Consider the following 16940-nt stretch of genomic DNA (forward strand, 5'->3'; position numbering starts at 1 on the left):
GGGCGGCACGGTTGCCCTCGGGTCCCGCGCGGCCTGCTCCTCGTGCGACGCCTCCGTGCTCCTCTGCTCGTAGCGAATCTGCCGCGGGCAGAGAAATCCCATGTCAGGAGCCCTTCTTGGCGAGAGTGGAAGTGGCGGGTTCACCGCCGCGCACCCCTTCACGACAGGAGGACTCATGACGTCACTGATCACCGGCTGGGCGCCGGCTCTCGCTCCCCGGGCCGAGGAGGGGGACACTCCTCCGTCGCGGTTCGACGACCACCTTGCCGCGCAACTGCTCGCGCAGCGCATCGTGTTCCTCGGCACGCAGGTCGACGAGGTCTCCGCCAACCGGATCTGCTCCCAGTTGCTGATCCTGTCCGCGGAGGACCCGCGCACCGACATCAGCCTGTACATCAACAGCCCCGGCGGGTCCGTGACCGCGGGCCTCGCGATCTACGACACCATGCGGCTGATCCCGAACGACGTGTCCACGCTCGCGATGGGCTTCGCGGCGAGCATGGGCCAGTTCCTGCTCAGCGTGGGCGCGCACGGCAAGCGGTTCGCGCTGCCGAACACGCGGATCATGATGCACCAGCCGTCCGGGGGGATCGGCGGGACCACCGCCGACATCGAGATCCAGGCCGAGAACCTGGAGTTCGCGAAGCGGACCATCGAGCGGATCACCGCGGACCACACCGGCCAGACCCCGGAGACGATCTCCCGGGACGGCGACCGCGACCGCTGGTTCACGGCCGAGCAGGCGAAGGAGTACGGGATGGTCGACCAGGTGGTGGAGTCGCTCGCCGACGTCCGGCCGGCCACGACGCGACGCAGGATGGGGCTGTAGACATGGGTACGTACACGATTCCGAACGTCGTCGAGAGGACCCCGCAGGGCGAGCGGTCGTACGACGTCTTCAGCCGGCTGCTGAACGAGCGGATCATCTTCCTCGGCACCGAGATCGACGACGGCGTCGCCAATGTCGTCATCGCGCAGCTCCTCCACCTGGAGTCGTCGGCGCCGGGGAACGAGATCGCCATCTACATCAACTCGCCCGGCGGATCGTTCACCTCGCTCATGGCGATCTACGACACGATGTCGTACGTGCAGGCGCCGATCTCGACGTTCTGCGTCGGGCAGGCGGCCTCCACGGCCGCGGTGCTGCTGGCGGGCGGGAATCCGGGCCGGCGCTTCGTCCTCGAACACGCGCGGGTGCTGCTCGGCCAGCCCGCGAGCGGCGGCCGTCAGGGAACGGCCTCGGACCTGTCCCTCCAGGCCAAGGAGATGGTCCGGATCCGCTCCCAGGTCGAGGAGGTCCTCTCCCGGCACTCCCATCACGACGTCGCGACCCTCCGCGCGGACATGGACCGTGACAAGGTCTTCACCGCCGAGGAGGCCGTGGCGTACGGGCTCGCCGACGACGTGCTGAGCCGGCGGCTCGTGGAGGTCTGAGCCCTTCGAGCCGCCGGGCCACGGGGGTGTCAGGCGGCGAGGCAGAGTCCGTTGTGCTGCGATGTGGTGGCGGGCGCGGCTGCCGTCGTCGCACGCGTCGTCCGGGTGTGTCGCGCCAGTTCGCCGTGTGCCAGGGAGAGCAGGTCGCCGAGGCCCAGACCGAGGGCGTGGGCGGCGGCCGCGAGGACCTCCGAGGAGGCCTCCTTGCGGCCCCGCTCCAGCTCCGAGAGGTACGGCATCGAGATCCGCGCCGCCTCCGCGACGTCCTTCAGCGTCCGCTCCTGGGCGAGCCGTTGCCGCCTCAGCACGTCACCGACGAGGTCGCGCCAGAGGGGTTCCTTGACGGGGGCGGGTGCCTGGGGCTCTTGGAGGGGACGCGTCCGCGGGGCGAGCGCCGGGCGCTGTTGCCGCGGTGCGGCGGCCGGAGCGCGCGTGGGGGCCGGAGTGGCCGACCGCGCCGGAGTGGCCGGAGTGGCCGTCGCCGGGCGCAGCGGAATGACACGGGCTTCGTTCGACGCTTGTTTGGTCACCCCTTCAGGCTAGGAGCCGAGAGCTCCACGGGAAGGGATCGACGTTCCGCCCTCAGTGGAATCATGGCCCGATCGGGGAAGGTCTACGGCCATGCTGCGCGACACTTTCAACGAGGCGGCCGAGCTGTACGACCGGGCCCGCCCCCGCTATCCCCACGCGCTGGTGGCGGAGTTGGCCGGACAGGTGGGGCTGGATCCGGGCACCCGTGTCCTGGAGATCGGCCCGGGCACCGGCCAACTCACCGTCCCGCTCGCCGAGTCGGGCTGCGACCTCACGGCCGTCGAGCTCGGCCCGGCGCTGGCGCGGGTCGCCCGGCGCAATCTGCGCACCTTCCCGCGCGCCCACGTCGAGGTCGCGGACTTCGAGCTGTGGCCCCTGCCCGCCGAGCCGTTCGACCTCGTGGTGTGCGCCACCGCGTTCCACTGGCTCGATCCGGCCATGCGAGTCACCAAGGTGGGCCAAGCGCTTCGCCCCGGGGGCACCTTCGCGCGTGTCACCACGGAGCACGTCAAGGGCGGCACCCTCGACTTCTTCGCCCGCGCCCAGGAGTGCTACGAGCGCTGGGACCCGGCCACGCCGCCGGGCCTGCGCCTGCGGGACGAGTCGGACATCGCCACGGACACGGGCGAGTTGGCCCACTGGGACGACCTCCGCTCGCGCCGGTGGACGCGGGAGATCACGTACTCGACGCAGGAGTACATCGACGTGCTCCTGACCTACTCCGGCCACCTCGCGCTCGAAGCCTCCGCCCGGGAGGGGCTGTTGGGCTGCATCCGTGAACTGATCGACACGCGACACGGAGGCCGGGTGACCAAGTGCTGTCTGCACGAGCTGATCACGGCGCGGCGCCCCCTGACCGACGCCCGCTGACCATCGCCTACTGCCCGACCCGCCCGTCGATCCGCTCACGCAGGAAGTCCGCGTGGCCGTTGTGGCGGCCGTACTCCGCGATCATGTGGACGAGGACCTCGCGGAGGCTGATGGTCTCGTCGCCGTTGGTGCCCGTGACGCCCAGGTCGGGTGCCTCGTCCACGAAGCGTTCCGCGAAGGCGACTTCGGCGCGCCACGTCTCCCAGGCCTCGGCGACGACCTCGGGGTCGGCGACGGCGCCGTTGAAGTCGGCGTTGGGGTCCTCCTCGGTCCGGTAGTGCCGTTGGACGTCCTCGCCGGCCATGACCTTGCGGAACCAGGTTCGCTCCACGTCGGCGTGATGGCGCAGCAGCCCGAGGAGCGAGAGGTTGGACGGCGGCACCGACCGCCTGGCCATCGCCTCGGCGTCCAGTCCGGCGCACTTCAGCTCGAACGTCAGCCGCACGTCCCGCAGATAGCCGACGAGTCCGGCGCGCTCCCCCTCGTAGCCTCCGTCACTGCGTGGATCGTCGTCGGGGTGGACGAACATGTCCCACCACCCGAACGTCCGCTCCTGTGAGGTCTTCTCGTCCGCCCGCGGCTCACGGTTGTCGGTCATACCGACGAGCATCCGCGGTCGTCGCGCCGGTTCGCCACCGGTTTTCCCGCTCTGCGGGCCGTGGCGGCCCTCAACTCCTGCGGTTCGGACTGCGCGACAGCAACTGCTCCCGCAGCACGGTCAGTTGGTGCGAGGTGTCCACCGCCCGGGTCTCGTCCAGGGTCGTCAGGGCGAGGAGCGGCACGTCCGCCACGACGAGCGCGGTGAGCGCCTCCGAGGTGATGCCGGTCGGGGTGTGCGGCGCCGTGAGGACGGCGTCGACGCGGTCGCCGAACTCCTCCCCGAGTTCGTCGTTGACGAGGACGACCCGGGCGCCGACGGCCCGCGCGCTCGATGAGCACGGTGAGTTCGGTCAGCGCCCGCCAGGGCTGGAAGATCACCACGGCGTCGTCCCGGCTCAGTGCGAGGAGGTGGTCGGCGAGCGCGAAGCCGGTCGCGTCGACAAAACGGGAGCGGCGGCCGATGCGGCCCAGGGCGAGCGACAGGTGGCGGGCGGCGGGTTCGGAGGCGGCGATCCCGAAGCAGTGGATCTCCCCGGCGTCGGCCAGAGCCGTCACCGCGGCGCGCAGGGTGTCCGGCTCGGTCAGCCGTCGCGTCTGCTCCTGCCACCGGCGTCGCCCTCGTCTTCGTCAGCCACGACCTCGCCGTGGTTCAGCACGTCACCGACGAGGTGCTGGTCATGCGGCGCGGACGGGTCGTCGAGCAGGGGCCGACAGGGCAGGTGCTCAGTGAACCGGCGCACCCGTACACGCGGTTGCTGCCGGACGCCGTACCGAGGCAGGGCTGGGAACCGGACGACGCGCTCGCGGCGCGGGCGGCGCTCGCCGGCCACCAGCCCGTCCCCCGCGGCGGAAACACGCGTACAACCCTTGCACCCCACGCGGTGTCAAACAGGGCGCCGGACAAGGAACGGGCCCTTTTCCGGACACCCCCGCGCTGCCCGGCCGTTTCTCTCTGTCAGGAGCCGCCATGCGCAAGAATCGTTCGGCTGCCCTAGCGGCGGCAACTTTCCTTCTCGTCTCCGGCGCGGCCATCGCCGCCGCTCCCTCCGCGTACGCCGGTGTGCCCGGCGGAACGCGCGCGAGCGACCGCAACAGCGACTTCAACGGTGACGGTTACGAGGACGTGCTGGTGGGCGCGCCCGGTGCGACCGTCAGCGGCAAGAAGGGCGCCGGTCTCGTCACCGTGCAGTACGGCTCGTCGAGAGGCATCGGCACCTCCAACGTGGCGCGGTTCAGCCAGTCCACGGCCGGGGTCGCCGGTGCCGCCGAGACGGGTGACGGCTTCGGGAAGGCCGTCGCGACCGGCGACCTCGACGGGGACGGTTACGACGACGCCGTCGTCGGCATTCCCGGCGAGGACATCGGCACCGTCAAGGACGCGGGCGGGGTTGCCGTCCTCTGGGGGTCGAGGTCCGGGCTCACCGGAGCCGCCAGCGACTGGCTGCAGACCCAGGAGCCCACCGCGGGCGAGCAGTTCGGCGTCGGCCTGGCCGCCGCTCACTTCACGAACGACACGCCGGGTGACCTGCTGGCCGTCCTCGACGGGTACGACCTGGAACTCTTCGCGTACGACCCCGCCACGCAGAACTCGCTGAAGCAGCGCTCGACGCAGCGCCTGTCCGCGCAGGCCGCACCGCGGGACATCCTGGCCAAGTCACTGACCACGGGCGACTACGACAAGAACGGCTACGCCGACCTCGTCGTGTCCGGCGTGACGGTCGGCGACGAACCGGGCAACGGCTGGTCCGTCCTGCTGTCGGGCCACGCGGACGGTCTGTCGTACACGCGCGACTTCGAGGGCGGTCCGGTCGCCGCGTCCGGTGACATCAACAAGGACGGGTACGACGACCTGGTCACGGGTGAGCCGCACGGTCCGAACGACGTCTACGGAGAGGTGTGGGCAGGCGGTGTGATCGGCGTGCGCCTCGGCGGCCCCGACGGGCTCCTGGAGGACGCCGACTGGTGGACCCAGGACTCCACCGGCGTGCCTGGCAACGCAGAGGTCGGCGACGGCTGGGGCACGGACCTGTCGGTCGCGGACACCAACGGCGACGGGTACGCGGACGTGGCGATCGGCGCCTCGGGCGAGGACATCGGTACGGTCGCCGACGCGGGCGCGGTCTGGGTGCTGCGCGGATCCGCCGCCGGTCTCACGGCAACCGGCGCGAAGTCGTGGGACCAGAACTCGGCGAACGTGCCGGGCGTGCCCGAGAAGGGCGACAAGTGGGGCGCCCAGGTCCGTCTCACCGACCCGAACCGTGACGGCCGCTTCGGTCTGCTCGCCTCCGCACCCGGCGAGAACACCGGCGACGGCTACATCTGGGTGCTCTCGGCGGGCTCGGGGGGCGTCACGGCCTCCGGTTCGTGGACGTACGGCGCGGGGTCGCTGGGCGCTCCGTCCGCGGACGCCGCGTTCGGTGCGGCGATCGACGAGTAGGGGCAGCCCCCTGGAGGGGCTCAGACGGTTCCTCACATCCCGGGAGACGGTCCGGTTCCCGTGCCCGGGGTGCTGAGGCCGCCCGAGGCCGTTGTCGTGCCGGGTGAGCCCGCCGTGGGAGGCGACTGCTGCTGCGTCGTGGGCTTGGAGGGCGAGGTCTTCGGTGGCGAGGCGGACGGGGTGGTCGGCTTGGACGCCGAGGACGACGGCTTGGACGACGACGGGGAAGGCTTCGACGACGAAGGGGACGGCTTTGACGCCGAGGACGACGGCTTGGCGGACGAGGCGGACTCCGAGGGGGACTTACTGGTGGGTGAGCCGGTCGACGCCGACGGCGACACGATGTTCTTCGGCGGGCTCGTCTTCTTGTCCATGCCCGCGGTGTCGTCGCCCTTGTGGCGCTCGAACCACTCGCCGCTGTCGGGGTTGATGACGACGAACATGGTGACGACCGTCGCGGCCTGCTGGACGACCACGACGTTCTGCTTCCGGTACCCCGGCCACGGGTCGCCCTTCTCCTTGGGCGTGGTCTTCTGGGCGACGGGCGGGGTCAGCGGGTTGCCGCACGCGCAGCGCACCCGCGGCACCCCGCGGTCGTCGACGAGCACGGCCGTGCCGGTCTGGAGGACCGCCTGGTACGACGAGGCGCCGCCGTTCCGGAAGCCGTGGTTGGTGACACGGGTGTCGAACCGCAACTGGAGAGGGGTGAGCGAGCGGAGGTAGGCGGGAACCCCGGAGGCCTGGACGCCCGCGACGGAGGCGAACGCCCGGTTCTTGTCGGGGGCCGACTGGAGGAACCCGATCTGCTTCCCGACGTCGCAACTGGTCCTGCTGCGGGTCCCGCCGTAGAGGCCCGCCGCGTCACCGCGCGCCGAGCGCACGACGTTCGTGTCCTGTGTCTGGGTCTGCGTCCGTGTGGCCGACGGAGTCTCGGCGGGCGCTGAGCTCTCGGTGGCCGACGACGGGGTGAACGGGTCGGGGCCGGTCTCGGCGGCCGGCTGGAGGAACACCTCGCCGCTGGACGCGGTTCCGCCACCGGAGTCCGATCCGCCGCCCGAGCGACTGAAGACGACGGCCAGCACCACTGCCGCGACGACGACGGTGGTGATGACGGCGACGCGGGGCGCGGACCGCCACCAGGGCCCGGAGCCCTCACCTCCCGGGCCGGACGGGCCGCCGGGGCCGGACGGGCCGCCCGCGTCTCCTCCGCCGGGTCCGCCGGCGTCACCGCCCGACGGTCCCTGCGGGGAGCGGCCGTCCGGCTGTGTGGCGGGGGGCTGACCCGACAACGGGCCCGACGGTGGTCCTGTGGGGCTGCCGGACGAGGGCTCTTCGACGCTCACGAGCTCTTCTCCCCGCGGTAGGGGCCATTCGGAACTTTCATTAGCCTTCGGATGATTTACCACATCACGGACATGGCAGGCCTATTGTGTGCCCGGAATCCACACGGCTCGCAAGCGGACGCGCCCCGGCTTCCCGGGTGTCACTCGTCGTCCCACACGGTCGGACTGTCCCGGCGGGCGCACCGTCCTGGGCCTGCCTAGCGTGGGCACCGTGCGTCACCGGACCCTGCTCTTGCCCACCTCCTCCGACCAGGCGTCACGCGGTCGCGAGGCTGCCCGGCACGGCTGGGTGCAGGCACTGGTCACGGTCGTCGCCGGGCTGGTCGTGATGATGGTGGTCGCCGCGCTCGGGATGTGGGCAGCCGGCGCCACGGACCTCCCGGACAACGCCTACCCCCGGGTCGTCGCGGCCACCGTCACGGCGGCGGTCGGCGGCACGATCGAACTCTCGGGCAACGCCGGCGGCTTCGCCACGACCGAGGGCGGCCTGACCGTGATTCCCCTGTCGGTGACGCTCGCGGGAACCCTGGTGATCGCCACCGGGTTTCTACGGCCGCTCAGACACCGGGCGGTGGCGGGGGCACCCGAACTCGCCGGCTGGGCGGCACGCGTCGCCGCGCTGTGGCTGGTCGCTCTGGTCGTCCTGTCCCTCACGGCCCGCGAGACGTTCCCCATCTCGCTCGGCGACTCCGGCGTCGAGGTGGGGTTCACGTCCAACGTGCCGCAGACCGTGCTCTTCGGGCTGCTGTGGCTCGCGGGCGTCATCGTCCTGGCGCTGATGGTCTCGCCCGGGGCGCCGCTGCCGGCCCGGCTGGTGCGCTTCCAGGAATCGGTGCGTCCGGCTGCCTACGCGATGGTGGCGCTGCTGCTCGCGTACGTCGCCGTGGGGCTGGTGATCGCGGTGGTGGCGGCGGCGACGCGCGGGCACGCCAAGGAGACGTTCGCGGTGATCATGCTGGCGCTGCCGAACGTGGTGTGGCTCGCGTTCACGATCGGTCTCGGCGCCTCCTGGAAAGGCCACGTGCAGGGCCCGTTCGGGCTGCCCATGCCTCATGTGCTGGACGAGGTGCTGCGCACGCCGCAGGACGTCACACTGAACCTGCTGACGCTCTCCGAGCACGACGGCAGGGTGTGGTGGCTGCTGGTCGTGGACGCGGTGATGCTGCTGGCGGCGGCGTTCGTGATGGCCGCCCGTTCCCCGGCGCGTGTGCGGGGGTGGCAGCACGCCGTGCACATGGCGGTAGCCGTCGTGCTGACCGTGCTCATGATCTGCCTCGTCGCACGGATCGGCGCCCGCTACGGGCTGTCGGTGCTGGGTATCGGCCTGGGCGGCGGTCTGTCCGGAGAGCTGTACCTGCGGCCCGAGCTGTGGTCGGCGCTCGGCTTCGCCGCGCTGTGGGGGCTGGTGACCGGACTCCTCGGCGCGTTGGCGGCCAAGCGGATCCGGCGGCGGGGCGAGGTCGACGGGGGCCAGGAGACGTTGCCGGAGGCTAAGAGGGATCGGCAGGCCCTCCGCGGAAGACCGGGCGGGCCCACAACGGCGGTTCCGGCACCTCCGGCTGACGCGGTGTGGGCAGAGTGGCGGCCCGCAGTGCGGCCACGAAGGCGCGGCAGGAGTCGTACCGGTCGTCTGGGCTCTTGGCGAGGGCCTTGGCCAGGACGTCGTTGACGGCCGGGGTCAGGTCGGGCCGCTTCCCGGTGAGGGGCGGCGGCTCCTCGTTCTGGTGGGCCCACAGCACCGCCACGTCGTCGTCGCGCTCGAACGGCGGCCCGCCCAGGATGGTCTCGTGGACGACGCAGGCGAGGCTGTAGACGTCACAGCGCCCGTCGACCGGCTTGCCCGAGATCTGCTCCGGCGCCATGTAGTCGATGGTGCCGACGAACTGGCCGACCGTCGTGAACCCGGTCAGTGACAGCGACCGCTTCGTCAGTCCGAAGTCGGTGAGGTAGACGTGTTCGGGGTGGTCGCTGTCGATGCCCGGCGCGATGAGGATGTTGCCGGGTTTGACGTCCCGGTGCACCAGCCCGTGGTCGTGGGCCGCGTCCAGCGCCGAGGCCACCTGAGCGGCGATCCGGGTGGCGTCCTCGAGCGGCAACGACCCCTCACGGTCGAGTTGCTGGCGCAGGTCCCGTCCGTCGACGTACATCATGGCGATGTAGAGGACGCCGTCCGCCTCACCCGCCTCGAAGACCGGCACGATGTGCGGATGGTCGATCGCCGCGGCGACCCGTGACTCATGGGTGAAGCGACGGCGGAACGTGTCGTTGCGGGCGAGTTCCGGAGCGAGCAGCTTCAGCGCGACGCGGCGGTCCAGCCTCAGGTCCCAGGCCTTGTAGACCACGGCCATGCCGCCGTGGCCGATCTCGCTCTCGACGCGGTAGCCGGCGATCTGCCGCCCGACCAGGCCCGACGGGCCTCCCGCGTACGGCGGGATCCCGCTCATCGGGCATCACCCGGCCGGACGACACGTGTCGGTTCGCGGTCCCGCCCCCCTCCGGGCTCTTCCTCCGGCTCCCCGACCAGACGCGTCGGTTCGTGGTCCTGCCCCCGGTCGGGCGCGGATTCCGGGACGGGTTCGGGTTCGGGTTTGAGTTCGGGTTCCGGGACGGGTTCGGGTTCCGGGACGGGTCCTGGTTCCGGGACGGGGCCTGGTTCCGGGACGGGGCCTGGTTCCGGGACGGGGCCGGGCTCCGGGACGGGGCCGGGCTCCGGCGCGGGTCCCCGTTCCGATCCTGGCCCGGCCTCCGGCACGCGTCCTGGTTCTGGCACGGGTCCGGATTTCGGTATGGACCCGTCGGGGTCCTGCGCGACCCCGTGTTCCGGTACGGGCCCGCGTTCCGGCACGGATCCGGATTTCGGTAGGGGCTCACCGGGTTCCTGCCCGACCCCGGGGCCTGACACAGGCCCGCGCTCCGGCACGGGCCCGCCCTCCGGCACGGGGCCGCGTTCCGATCCTGGCCCGGGGTCCGGCATGGGGCCGCCGGGGTCCTGCGCCGGCCCGGGTTCAGGCGCAGCCCCGGGCTCCGGCACCGGCCCGCGCTCCGGCGCATCCCCGGGTTCCGTTTCCCGTACGACGCGGGTGGGCTCGGGAGGCGGAGTCGCAGCCACCGCGGCCGGCGGCGGGGTCGGCGCCGCCGGGGCGTTCGGGGTGGCGTACGTGCTCAGCCGCGCCCCGTCGCAGTACAGCCACCGTTCGTGGTCGGTGTCGTACAGCCACAGCGACTCGCCGTCGACGACGAGACCGATCCGCAGTCCCCGGGTGCCGTCCCGGAACGACTCCTGGTCGAGGCGCCCCTCCACCAGCCCCTCGATGACGCTGCGGTACCGCTCCAGTGTGTCCTCGGCGCGGGCCAGCAGCGGCCTGGGGTCCCGCGCTCGTGAGGGGGCGGCCCGGGCGGACGGTGGATCCTGCGGTACGGCGACGAGGAGACGGCCGTCCACCCAGGCCGACCAGCCGTTGGCGCACATCACGTGACCCCAGTCACCGCGCCGCTCGACGAGTTGGACCGGCAGGAGGGCGTCGAGCGGCACGGTGGGCCTGGACGGGTCGGGTGCCTCCCAGGCGGGCAGGCCGTCCTGGGGGACGACGTGCGTGGGGTGGAAGCCGCGGGCGGTCATCATGGCTACTTCCGCATGACGGCGGGTTCGTGGCGGCGCAGCAGTCGGGCGACGGCCCATCCGCAGACGACGGCCAGGACGACCAGCATTCCCATGTCGAGCAGCCACACGCCGGCCGTGTGCTCGAACAGGGGGTCGTTCCTGTCGGTCGAGATGCGGCCGAGATCGATGGTGCCCGCCATCCCGGCGAACGCCCACCGCGACGGCACGAGCCAGGCCAGCTGTTCGAGTCCGGGCACCCCTTCCACGTCCAGCAGCGCGCCGCAGAACACGACCTGGACGATGGCGAGGAGCACCAGCAGCGGCATGGTGACCTCCTCCTTGCGGACGAGCGCGGAGATGACCAGGCCGAGCATCATCGCCGTGAAGGCCAGGAGCGCCACGGCCACCGTGATCTCCACCAGAGGAGGCATGAGGACGCCTTGGCCACCGGGCGCGTTGAGGTCGACGCCGAGCAGCGCGACCAGAGTGAGCACGACGGCCTGGAGGATCGTGACGGTGCCGAGGACGACGATCTTGGACATCAGGTACGCGGATCTGGACAGGCCGACGGCCCGCTCCCGCTGGTAGATCACCCGTTCCTTGACGAGTTCGCGCACGGCGTTGGCCGCCCCGATCAGGACGCCGCCGACGCACAGGATGAGCAGGGTGTTGAGCGCGCTCTTCCGGCCGAGCTCGCTCCCGGCCAGGGCCCGCGCCATGCCGCCCATGACGAACGGCAGCGCGATCATGATGGCCAGGAAGACGCGGTCGGCGCTGAGCGCGGACGTGTACCGGCGCACCAGGGTGCCGAGCTGGGAGCCCCAGCTCTGCGGCTTGGGAGGCCTCGGAGGTGGTTCCCCCGCGACGGGTTCGGCGATCCCGGGCAGATAGGGCCGGTCCATCGACGCCTCGACGTAGTGGCGGTGGAACGGCGAGTCACGGTACTCCCCCGCCCAGTCGCGGTCGAGATCCCGGTCGAAGGCCTCGAAGGCCTCCGGCCACTGCTCGAAGCCGAAGAAGGCGAGGGCGTCGTCCGGCGGCCCGTAGTAGGCGGTCCTCCCGCCGGGTGCGAGGAAGAGGAGCCGGTCGCAGACGTCGAGGCTGAGGACGCTGTGGGTGACGACGACGACCGTTCGGCCGTCGTCGGCGAGGCCGCGCAGCATGTGCATCACCGAGCGGTCCATGCCCGGGTCGAGGCCCGAGGTCGGCTCGTCGAGGAAGAGCAGGGACGGCTTGGTGAGCAGTTCCAGGGCCACGCTGACGCGCTTGCGCTGGCCGCCGGAGAGGCTGTGGATGGGCTGCTGGGCGCGCTGCTGGAGGCCCAGCTCGCGGATCACCTCGTCGACCCGCTCCCGCCGCTCGGCCCTGGCCGTGTCCTGGGGGAAGCGTAGTTCGGCTGCGTAGGTGAGGGCTCGGCGCACGGTCAGCTGGGTGTGCAGGATGTCGTCCTGCGGGACCAGGCCTATGCGCTGGCGCAGCTCCGCGTAGTCGTGGTAAAGATCGCGGCCGTCGTACAGGACCGTGCCCGTGTCGGCGGGCCGCTGCCCGGTGAGGGCGTTCAGCAGCGTGGACTTGCCGGCGCCGCTGGGACCGACGACGGCGAGGAGACATTTCTGGCCGACGGGAAAGGTGACCCTGTCGAGCAGCGTCTTGCGGCCGCGGTCGACGGCCACCGTGAGTTCCTGGACGTCGAGCGAGATCTCGCCGGTGTCGACGTACTCCTGCAGCTGGTCGCCGACCAGACAGAACGCGGAGTGACCGATGCCGACGATGTCACCCTGTCCGATCGGGGCACGGTCGACGGGCAGGCCGTTGAGGAACGTGCCGTTGTGGCTGCCCAGGTCGACGATCTCGTACGTGCCGTCGGTGCGGGCCCGCAGCTCGGCGTGGTGCCGGGAGACGGTGAGGTCGTCGACGACCAGATCGTTGTCGGTGCCGCGCCCGAGGCGGACGGTCCGCTCGGGGAGCGGGCGCACATGGGTGGGCTGCCGGAAGGTACCGGTGGTGGCGGGCCTGAAGACGCCGGAGGGGCGTTCGGGGCCGGGGCCGGTGAGGACCGCCCGAGGGCCGTCGGAGGGATTGCCGAAGTGGATGACGCTGCCCGGGCCGACATCCCACTCGCGCACGCGATGCCCGTCGGCGTAGGTGCCGTTGGTGCTGTTCACGTCCTCGATCGTCCAGTGGTCGGCATCGGGCCGGAGCACCGCGTGGTGCCATGAGACCCGGTCGTCGTCGAGGACGACGTCGCTCAACGGGTCGCGTCCGACGCGGTACTCACGGCTCGGTCTCATCACCGTGGAGCCCGTGTCGGTCTGGATGACGAGTTCGGGCGCAGTCGGCGCGATGTGCCGTTCTGCCATGCCTGAATTCTATTCGTTGGTCCGGATATGCGCCTGAGCTCGCTCCGCCCGGAGGTCAGGCGGCAGGAGTGGCGATCACGCGACCGGTGCGCTGCATACGGAGCGCGTCGACGGACTCCGCGAGCAGCTCGTACTCGGTGGTGTCGTCACTGGTGGCGACACGCACCAGGTTCCCGGCGGCCAACTCCTCGGCCACCAGCTCCTGTTCGGCCGGGTTCCCGCTCCAGGCACGCAGGATGCCGGGCACGTCCGGGACGTTGTCGGCGACGGGCACGATGGAGTTCGGGGGGTAGGTGGGGTTGTGGGGGTGCGGGTCGAGCCGCTCGGCGATCCATAACGCGCGATCGCGCATCCACCACAGGGCCAGGGCTAAAGTGGGCGCGCGGTAGGTTCCCAGCGGAACACCCACGCGTTGTCCGCCGCATATGCCGTATGCGGTGACATGGCACAGGAATTCGTCGTGCACGCTCGCTCCCCCATCGCACCGCTGACTGCCCGGTCCGGTACCGCTCGCCTTGCGCCCAGCTGGTCGTACACGTCGGGCGATGCGCCGATCGCGCACAGTGGCGCTGTTTGTTCATGGCGCAATCAACCCTAGGAATCGAGTATCGTCACTCCTGACGCTCTGTCACCATGCCATTCCAGCCAGTCTCCTGGCATATGCGTGGCCGGAGTTGGCCGAAATGCTTCGGAACCCCGTGTCAGCAGGCCCTCGCGGGCATGACCCGAGAGGTAATCGACGCCTCCGGCCCGGCCGGGCATCGTTGCGGTACCGGATCACGCAAGCGCCGCACCCGGCCCGTGAATCCGGCTCTGACCAGTATCGACGACTGCCCTGGGGGTTGATCGACCATGTCCGCGAACACAGAGCGTCACGAGATCGCCGTCGCCCGCTACTTCGAGGCCTGGAACGCGGGCGACGCGGACGAGCTCATCAAGGCCGTGGCGGCCACCTGGACCGCCGACGGCACCTACACCGACCCCCTCGCCGACGTCCGCGGGCACGAGCGGATCGCGGCCGTGATCGCGGCGGCGCACGAGCAGTTCCCGGGGTTCTCCTTCCGGCCGACCGGAGCCGTCGACGGCCACCATGACACCGCCCGCTTCGGCTGGGAGCTTGTCAGTGAGACGGACGGGTCGGCACCGGTCGCCGGGTTCGACGTGATCACGCTCGACGACGAGGGGCTCATCCGTGGCGTGTACGGATTCCTGGACCGGGTGCCGCCCGGAGCCGCGTGAGGAACCCGGCGGGTCGTGGCGGGAGCACGCCCCCGCGATGAGTTTCTCCGCTCCCGGTGGTCCCTTGTACAGGTCACTTCTCTTGTACGGCTTCCCGAACAGGGGCCGGGAGGGCCACCGGGAGCGGAGGGCACCATGACCACGTTGCACGAACAGTTCACCGCGGAGTTGCGCAAGCGGCCGGACAAGGGCAGCTGGACCTACCTCGTGTGGCCCGAGTCCGTGGCGTACTTCGGCACCCGCGGCCTGGTGAAGGTCCGCGGGACGATCGACGGGCATCCCTTCCACAGTTCCTTCATGGCCCTGGGCGACGGCACCCACATGCTGCCGGTGAAGGCCGAGGTCCGCAGGGCGATCGGCAAGGAGGCCGGGGAGAGCGTGACCGTGCTCCTGCAGGAGCGGCTCGGTTCGTGAGGACCGCGACCGTGACCAGGAACCCGCGGAAAAGGAAAGGCGAGCGCGGGTCCCCCGTCCTACGATCACCCGCATGCTTCTTCACCGGAAGTTACGGACGCTCATGGTTCTCGCTGTGGCACTCGCCGGATTGATCGGGGGTGGCACGACAACGGCGGCGGCCGGGACGAGCCCGCCGCCGGCCGATCAGCAGTTGCTCTTCTACAACCACTCCTACGGGGTGCTCGACCGGGAAACCGCCGACGCCATCGAACACTCCGCCTATCTGCGGGACTTCGCCAACTTCCAGGTCCGCACCACGACCGGTGCCGGCGGACAGACCTGGACCGGCCGCTATCTGATGGGCCGCGAGACCTATCTCGAACTCTTCGGCGTCGGAGACCTGGCCGGCCAGGACGGCACGCTCGGCAGCGCGGGGCTGGGAGTCTCGACCGAGCGCGCCGGCGACATCGCCGCGGTGACCGAGCGGCTGCGGGACGAGGGAGTCGCCGATCCGATCGCGTTCCGCCAGACACGCGACTTCGGTGACGGTGTCCCGGTGCCCTGGTTCGACGCCGTCTTCACCACCGACCAGTACGACGCCTTCCAGGCCTGGGCGATGGAGTACCTCCCGGAGTACTTCGCCGACCCGCGCGGCAACACCGAGCCCGCCGACCATCCCGGTGACGTGGGCCGGGAGCGCTACCTGTCCGACGCCTACAGCAGCCACCTGATGCGTGACGTGACCTCCGTCCGCCTCGCGGTCACGGCACGTGATCTCGCGAGCACGGTGCCGCTGCTGCGGGCCGGCGGGTTCGCCGTCCGGTCCACGGCTGACGGGGGTGTCGTCGCGAAGGGTGGAGGCACCACGATCAGGCTCGACGCCGTCCCGCGTGACCGGGCAGGCCTCCGTCGGGTCGTTTTCGCTCTCAACCAGCCGGTTGAGTACCGGCACGAGGAACGCATCGGCCACTCGACCCTGGTCGTCGGCCCGGGCGCCCGTGCGGTGTGGACTTTCGGCGGCGCGGAGTAGAACTCGTCAGGGGTTGTCGCCCCGCTGCCCCTGCCCTCCCCCACTCTCGGCTTCGCTCGAGCGGGGGGGTAGGGGCATCGGGGGCGATCAAAAGCCCCCTCGACGGGCTCAGTCCTTGATGATCTCGTCGATCCGGGTCAGCTCCTCCGGCGTGAAGTCCAGCTTGCGGATGGCCACCACACTGTCCTCCAACTGCTGGGGACTGCTCGCACCGATGAGGGCGGAGGTGACGCGGCCGCCGCGCAGGACCCAGGCAAGGGCCATCTGGGCGAGCGACTGGCCGCGGGACTCGGCCACGTCGTTCAGGGAACGGAGCTGCTGCACGAGGTCCTCGGTGACCTTGTCGGCGTTGAGGAACGGGCTGTCGCTCGCGGCCCGGGAGTCCTCCGGGATGCCGTTGAGGTAGCGGCCGGTCAGCAGGCCCTGTTCGAGGGGCGAGTACGCGATGGAGCCGACCTGGAGCTCGTCGAGGGCGTCGAGCAGGCCCTCCTCCGGGCGTCGGTCGAGCATCGAGTAGCGCGGCTGGTGGATCAGCAGCGGGGTGCCCAGCTCCCCCAGGATGCGGGCAGCCTCAAGGGTCTGCTCCGGCGAGTAGTTGGACACGCCGACGTACAGGGCCTTGCCCTGCTGGACCGCCGAGTGCAGGGCGCCCATCGTCTCCTCGAGCGGAGTCTCCGGGTCGGGGCGGTGCGAGTAGAAGATGTCGACATAGTCGACGCCCATACGGGCAAGGCTCTGGTCCAGCGAGGACAGCAGGTACTTGCGCGAACCCCATTCACCGTACGGGCCGGGCCACATCAGGTAGCCGGCCTTGGTGGAGATGACGAGTTCGTCCCGATATCGGGCGAAATCGGCCTTCAGGGCCTCGCCGAAGGCGCTCTCCGCGGCGCCGGGCGGCGGGCCGTAGTTGTTCGCCAGGTCGAAGTGGGTGACGCCCAGGTCGAACGCGCGGCGCAGAATCGCACGCTGCGTCTGCACCGGCCGGTCGGGGCCGAAGTTGTGCCACAGGCCGAGCGAGAGCGCGGGCAGCTTCAGGCCGCTGCGTCCGGTGCGCCGGTAGGGCATGTCCGCGTAACGGTCGGGGTGTGCGGTGTACAAC

The 16940-nt window shown here is 71.1% G+C and carries 15 protein-coding genes and 3 pseudogenes; 9 read left to right on the forward strand and 9 right to left on the reverse strand.

Annotated elements, in window-relative coordinates:
* Window positions 1-175: 175 nt before the first annotated feature.
* On the forward strand, window positions 176-829 hold the full coding sequence (locus AB0959_RS23660; RefSeq protein WP_366828467.1) for an ATP-dependent Clp protease proteolytic subunit: 654 nt from the start codon (window positions 176-178) through the stop codon (window positions 827-829).
* Between the two features lie 2 nt (window positions 830-831).
* Entirely contained in the window at window positions 832-1434 is a 603-nt protein-coding gene (locus tag AB0959_RS23665; protein ID WP_366828468.1) for an ATP-dependent Clp protease proteolytic subunit, read from the forward strand.
* A 29-nt stretch (window positions 1435-1463) separates the two neighbouring features.
* On the opposite strand, the gene AB0959_RS23670 is transcribed toward AB0959_RS23665, so the two are convergent.
* Window positions 1464-1964: a helix-turn-helix transcriptional regulator gene (locus tag AB0959_RS23670; protein WP_366828469.1), complete on the reverse strand. Its 501-nt coding sequence runs from the start codon at window positions 1962-1964 to the stop codon at window positions 1464-1466.
* 91 nt (window positions 1965-2055) lie between these two features.
* On the opposite strand from AB0959_RS23670, the gene AB0959_RS23675 reads away from it, so the two are divergent.
* Window positions 2056-2835 (forward strand): class I SAM-dependent methyltransferase, encoded by a 780-nt coding sequence (locus AB0959_RS23675; protein ID WP_366828470.1) that lies wholly within the window; start codon window positions 2056-2058, stop codon window positions 2833-2835.
* Window positions 2836-2842: 7 nt separating this feature from the next.
* Here AB0959_RS23675 and AB0959_RS23680 read toward each other — a convergent pair whose 3' ends face one another.
* Both AB0959_RS23680 and AB0959_RS23685 read right to left on the reverse strand, forming a co-directional pair.
* A complete protein-coding gene (locus AB0959_RS23680) occupies window positions 2843-3364 on the reverse strand; it encodes a DinB family protein (protein WP_366828570.1) in 522 nt (173 codons plus the stop codon).
* A gap of 139 nt (window positions 3365-3503) precedes the next feature.
* Window positions 3504-3626 (reverse strand): hypothetical protein, encoded by a 123-nt coding sequence (locus AB0959_RS23685; protein WP_366828471.1) that lies wholly within the window; start codon window positions 3624-3626, stop codon window positions 3504-3506.
* A gap of 414 nt (window positions 3627-4040) precedes the next feature.
* Here AB0959_RS23685 and AB0959_RS23690 point away from each other — a divergent pair.
* Together AB0959_RS23690 and AB0959_RS23695 are read left to right on the forward strand one after the other, a co-directional pair.
* A pseudogene (locus AB0959_RS23690) lies at window positions 4041-4259 on the forward strand (ABC transporter ATP-binding protein); the annotation flags it as partial.
* Between the two features lie 143 nt (window positions 4260-4402).
* Entirely contained in the window at window positions 4403-5872 is a 1470-nt protein-coding gene (locus AB0959_RS23695; protein ID WP_366828472.1) for an esterase, read from the forward strand.
* Window positions 5873-5904: 32 nt separating this feature from the next.
* On the opposite strand, the gene AB0959_RS23700 is transcribed toward AB0959_RS23695, so the two are convergent.
* Window positions 5905-7215: a DUF6777 domain-containing protein gene (locus tag AB0959_RS23700; RefSeq protein WP_366828473.1), complete on the reverse strand. Its 1311-nt coding sequence runs from the start codon at window positions 7213-7215 to the stop codon at window positions 5905-5907.
* Window positions 7216-7441: 226 nt separating this feature from the next.
* On the opposite strand from AB0959_RS23700, the pseudogene AB0959_RS23705 reads away from it, so the two are divergent.
* Window positions 7442-8677: pseudogene (locus AB0959_RS23705) on the forward strand (streptophobe family protein); the annotation flags it as partial.
* Between the two features lie 28 nt (window positions 8678-8705).
* Here the strand turns inward: AB0959_RS23705 and AB0959_RS23710 are convergent.
* The 4 genes and pseudogenes from AB0959_RS23710 to AB0959_RS23725 all read right to left on the reverse strand — a co-directional run bounded on the left by AB0959_RS23710 (window position 8706) and on the right by AB0959_RS23725 (window position 13642).
* On the reverse strand, window positions 8706-9659 hold the full coding sequence (locus AB0959_RS23710) for a serine/threonine-protein kinase (RefSeq protein WP_366828474.1): 954 nt from the start codon (window positions 9657-9659) through the stop codon (window positions 8706-8708).
* Window positions 9660-10276: 617 nt separating this feature from the next.
* Window positions 10277-10834: pseudogene (locus AB0959_RS23715) on the reverse strand (hypothetical protein); the annotation flags it as partial.
* A gap of 5 nt (window positions 10835-10839) precedes the next feature.
* Window positions 10840-13176 (reverse strand): FHA domain-containing protein, encoded by a 2337-nt coding sequence (locus AB0959_RS23720; protein ID WP_366828475.1) that lies wholly within the window; start codon window positions 13174-13176, stop codon window positions 10840-10842.
* A gap of 55 nt (window positions 13177-13231) precedes the next feature.
* Window positions 13232-13642 (reverse strand): hypothetical protein, encoded by a 411-nt coding sequence (locus AB0959_RS23725; RefSeq protein ID WP_366828476.1) that lies wholly within the window; start codon window positions 13640-13642, stop codon window positions 13232-13234.
* Window positions 13643-14028: 386 nt separating this feature from the next.
* Between AB0959_RS23725 and AB0959_RS23730 the strand changes: the two genes are divergently transcribed.
* The 3 genes from AB0959_RS23730 (at window position 14029) to AB0959_RS23740 (ending at window position 15841) form a co-directional block, all read left to right on the forward strand.
* The gene (locus tag AB0959_RS23730) at window positions 14029-14415 is read left to right on the forward strand and encodes a nuclear transport factor 2 family protein (RefSeq protein ID WP_366828477.1); all 387 of its coding nucleotides are present in this window, start codon (window positions 14029-14031) and stop codon (window positions 14413-14415) included.
* 135 nt (window positions 14416-14550) lie between these two features.
* The gene (locus tag AB0959_RS23735) at window positions 14551-14829 is read left to right on the forward strand and encodes a DUF1905 domain-containing protein (RefSeq protein WP_366828478.1); all 279 of its coding nucleotides are present in this window, start codon (window positions 14551-14553) and stop codon (window positions 14827-14829) included.
* Between the two features lie 73 nt (window positions 14830-14902).
* Window positions 14903-15841: a DUF5829 family protein gene (locus AB0959_RS23740; RefSeq protein ID WP_366828479.1), complete on the forward strand. Its 939-nt coding sequence runs from the start codon at window positions 14903-14905 to the stop codon at window positions 15839-15841.
* A 108-nt stretch (window positions 15842-15949) separates the two neighbouring features.
* On the opposite strand, the gene mgrA is transcribed toward AB0959_RS23740, so the two are convergent.
* On the reverse strand, window positions 15950-16939 hold the full coding sequence (gene mgrA, locus AB0959_RS23745) for an L-glyceraldehyde 3-phosphate reductase (RefSeq protein WP_366828480.1): 990 nt from the start codon (window positions 16937-16939) through the stop codon (window positions 15950-15952).
* Window position 16940: the final 1 nt, after the last annotated feature.

The organism is Streptomyces sp. NPDC046862 (assembly GCF_040704615.1).
In the GTDB taxonomy this organism is placed as follows: Bacteria; Actinomycetota; Actinomycetes; order Streptomycetales; family Streptomycetaceae; genus Streptomyces.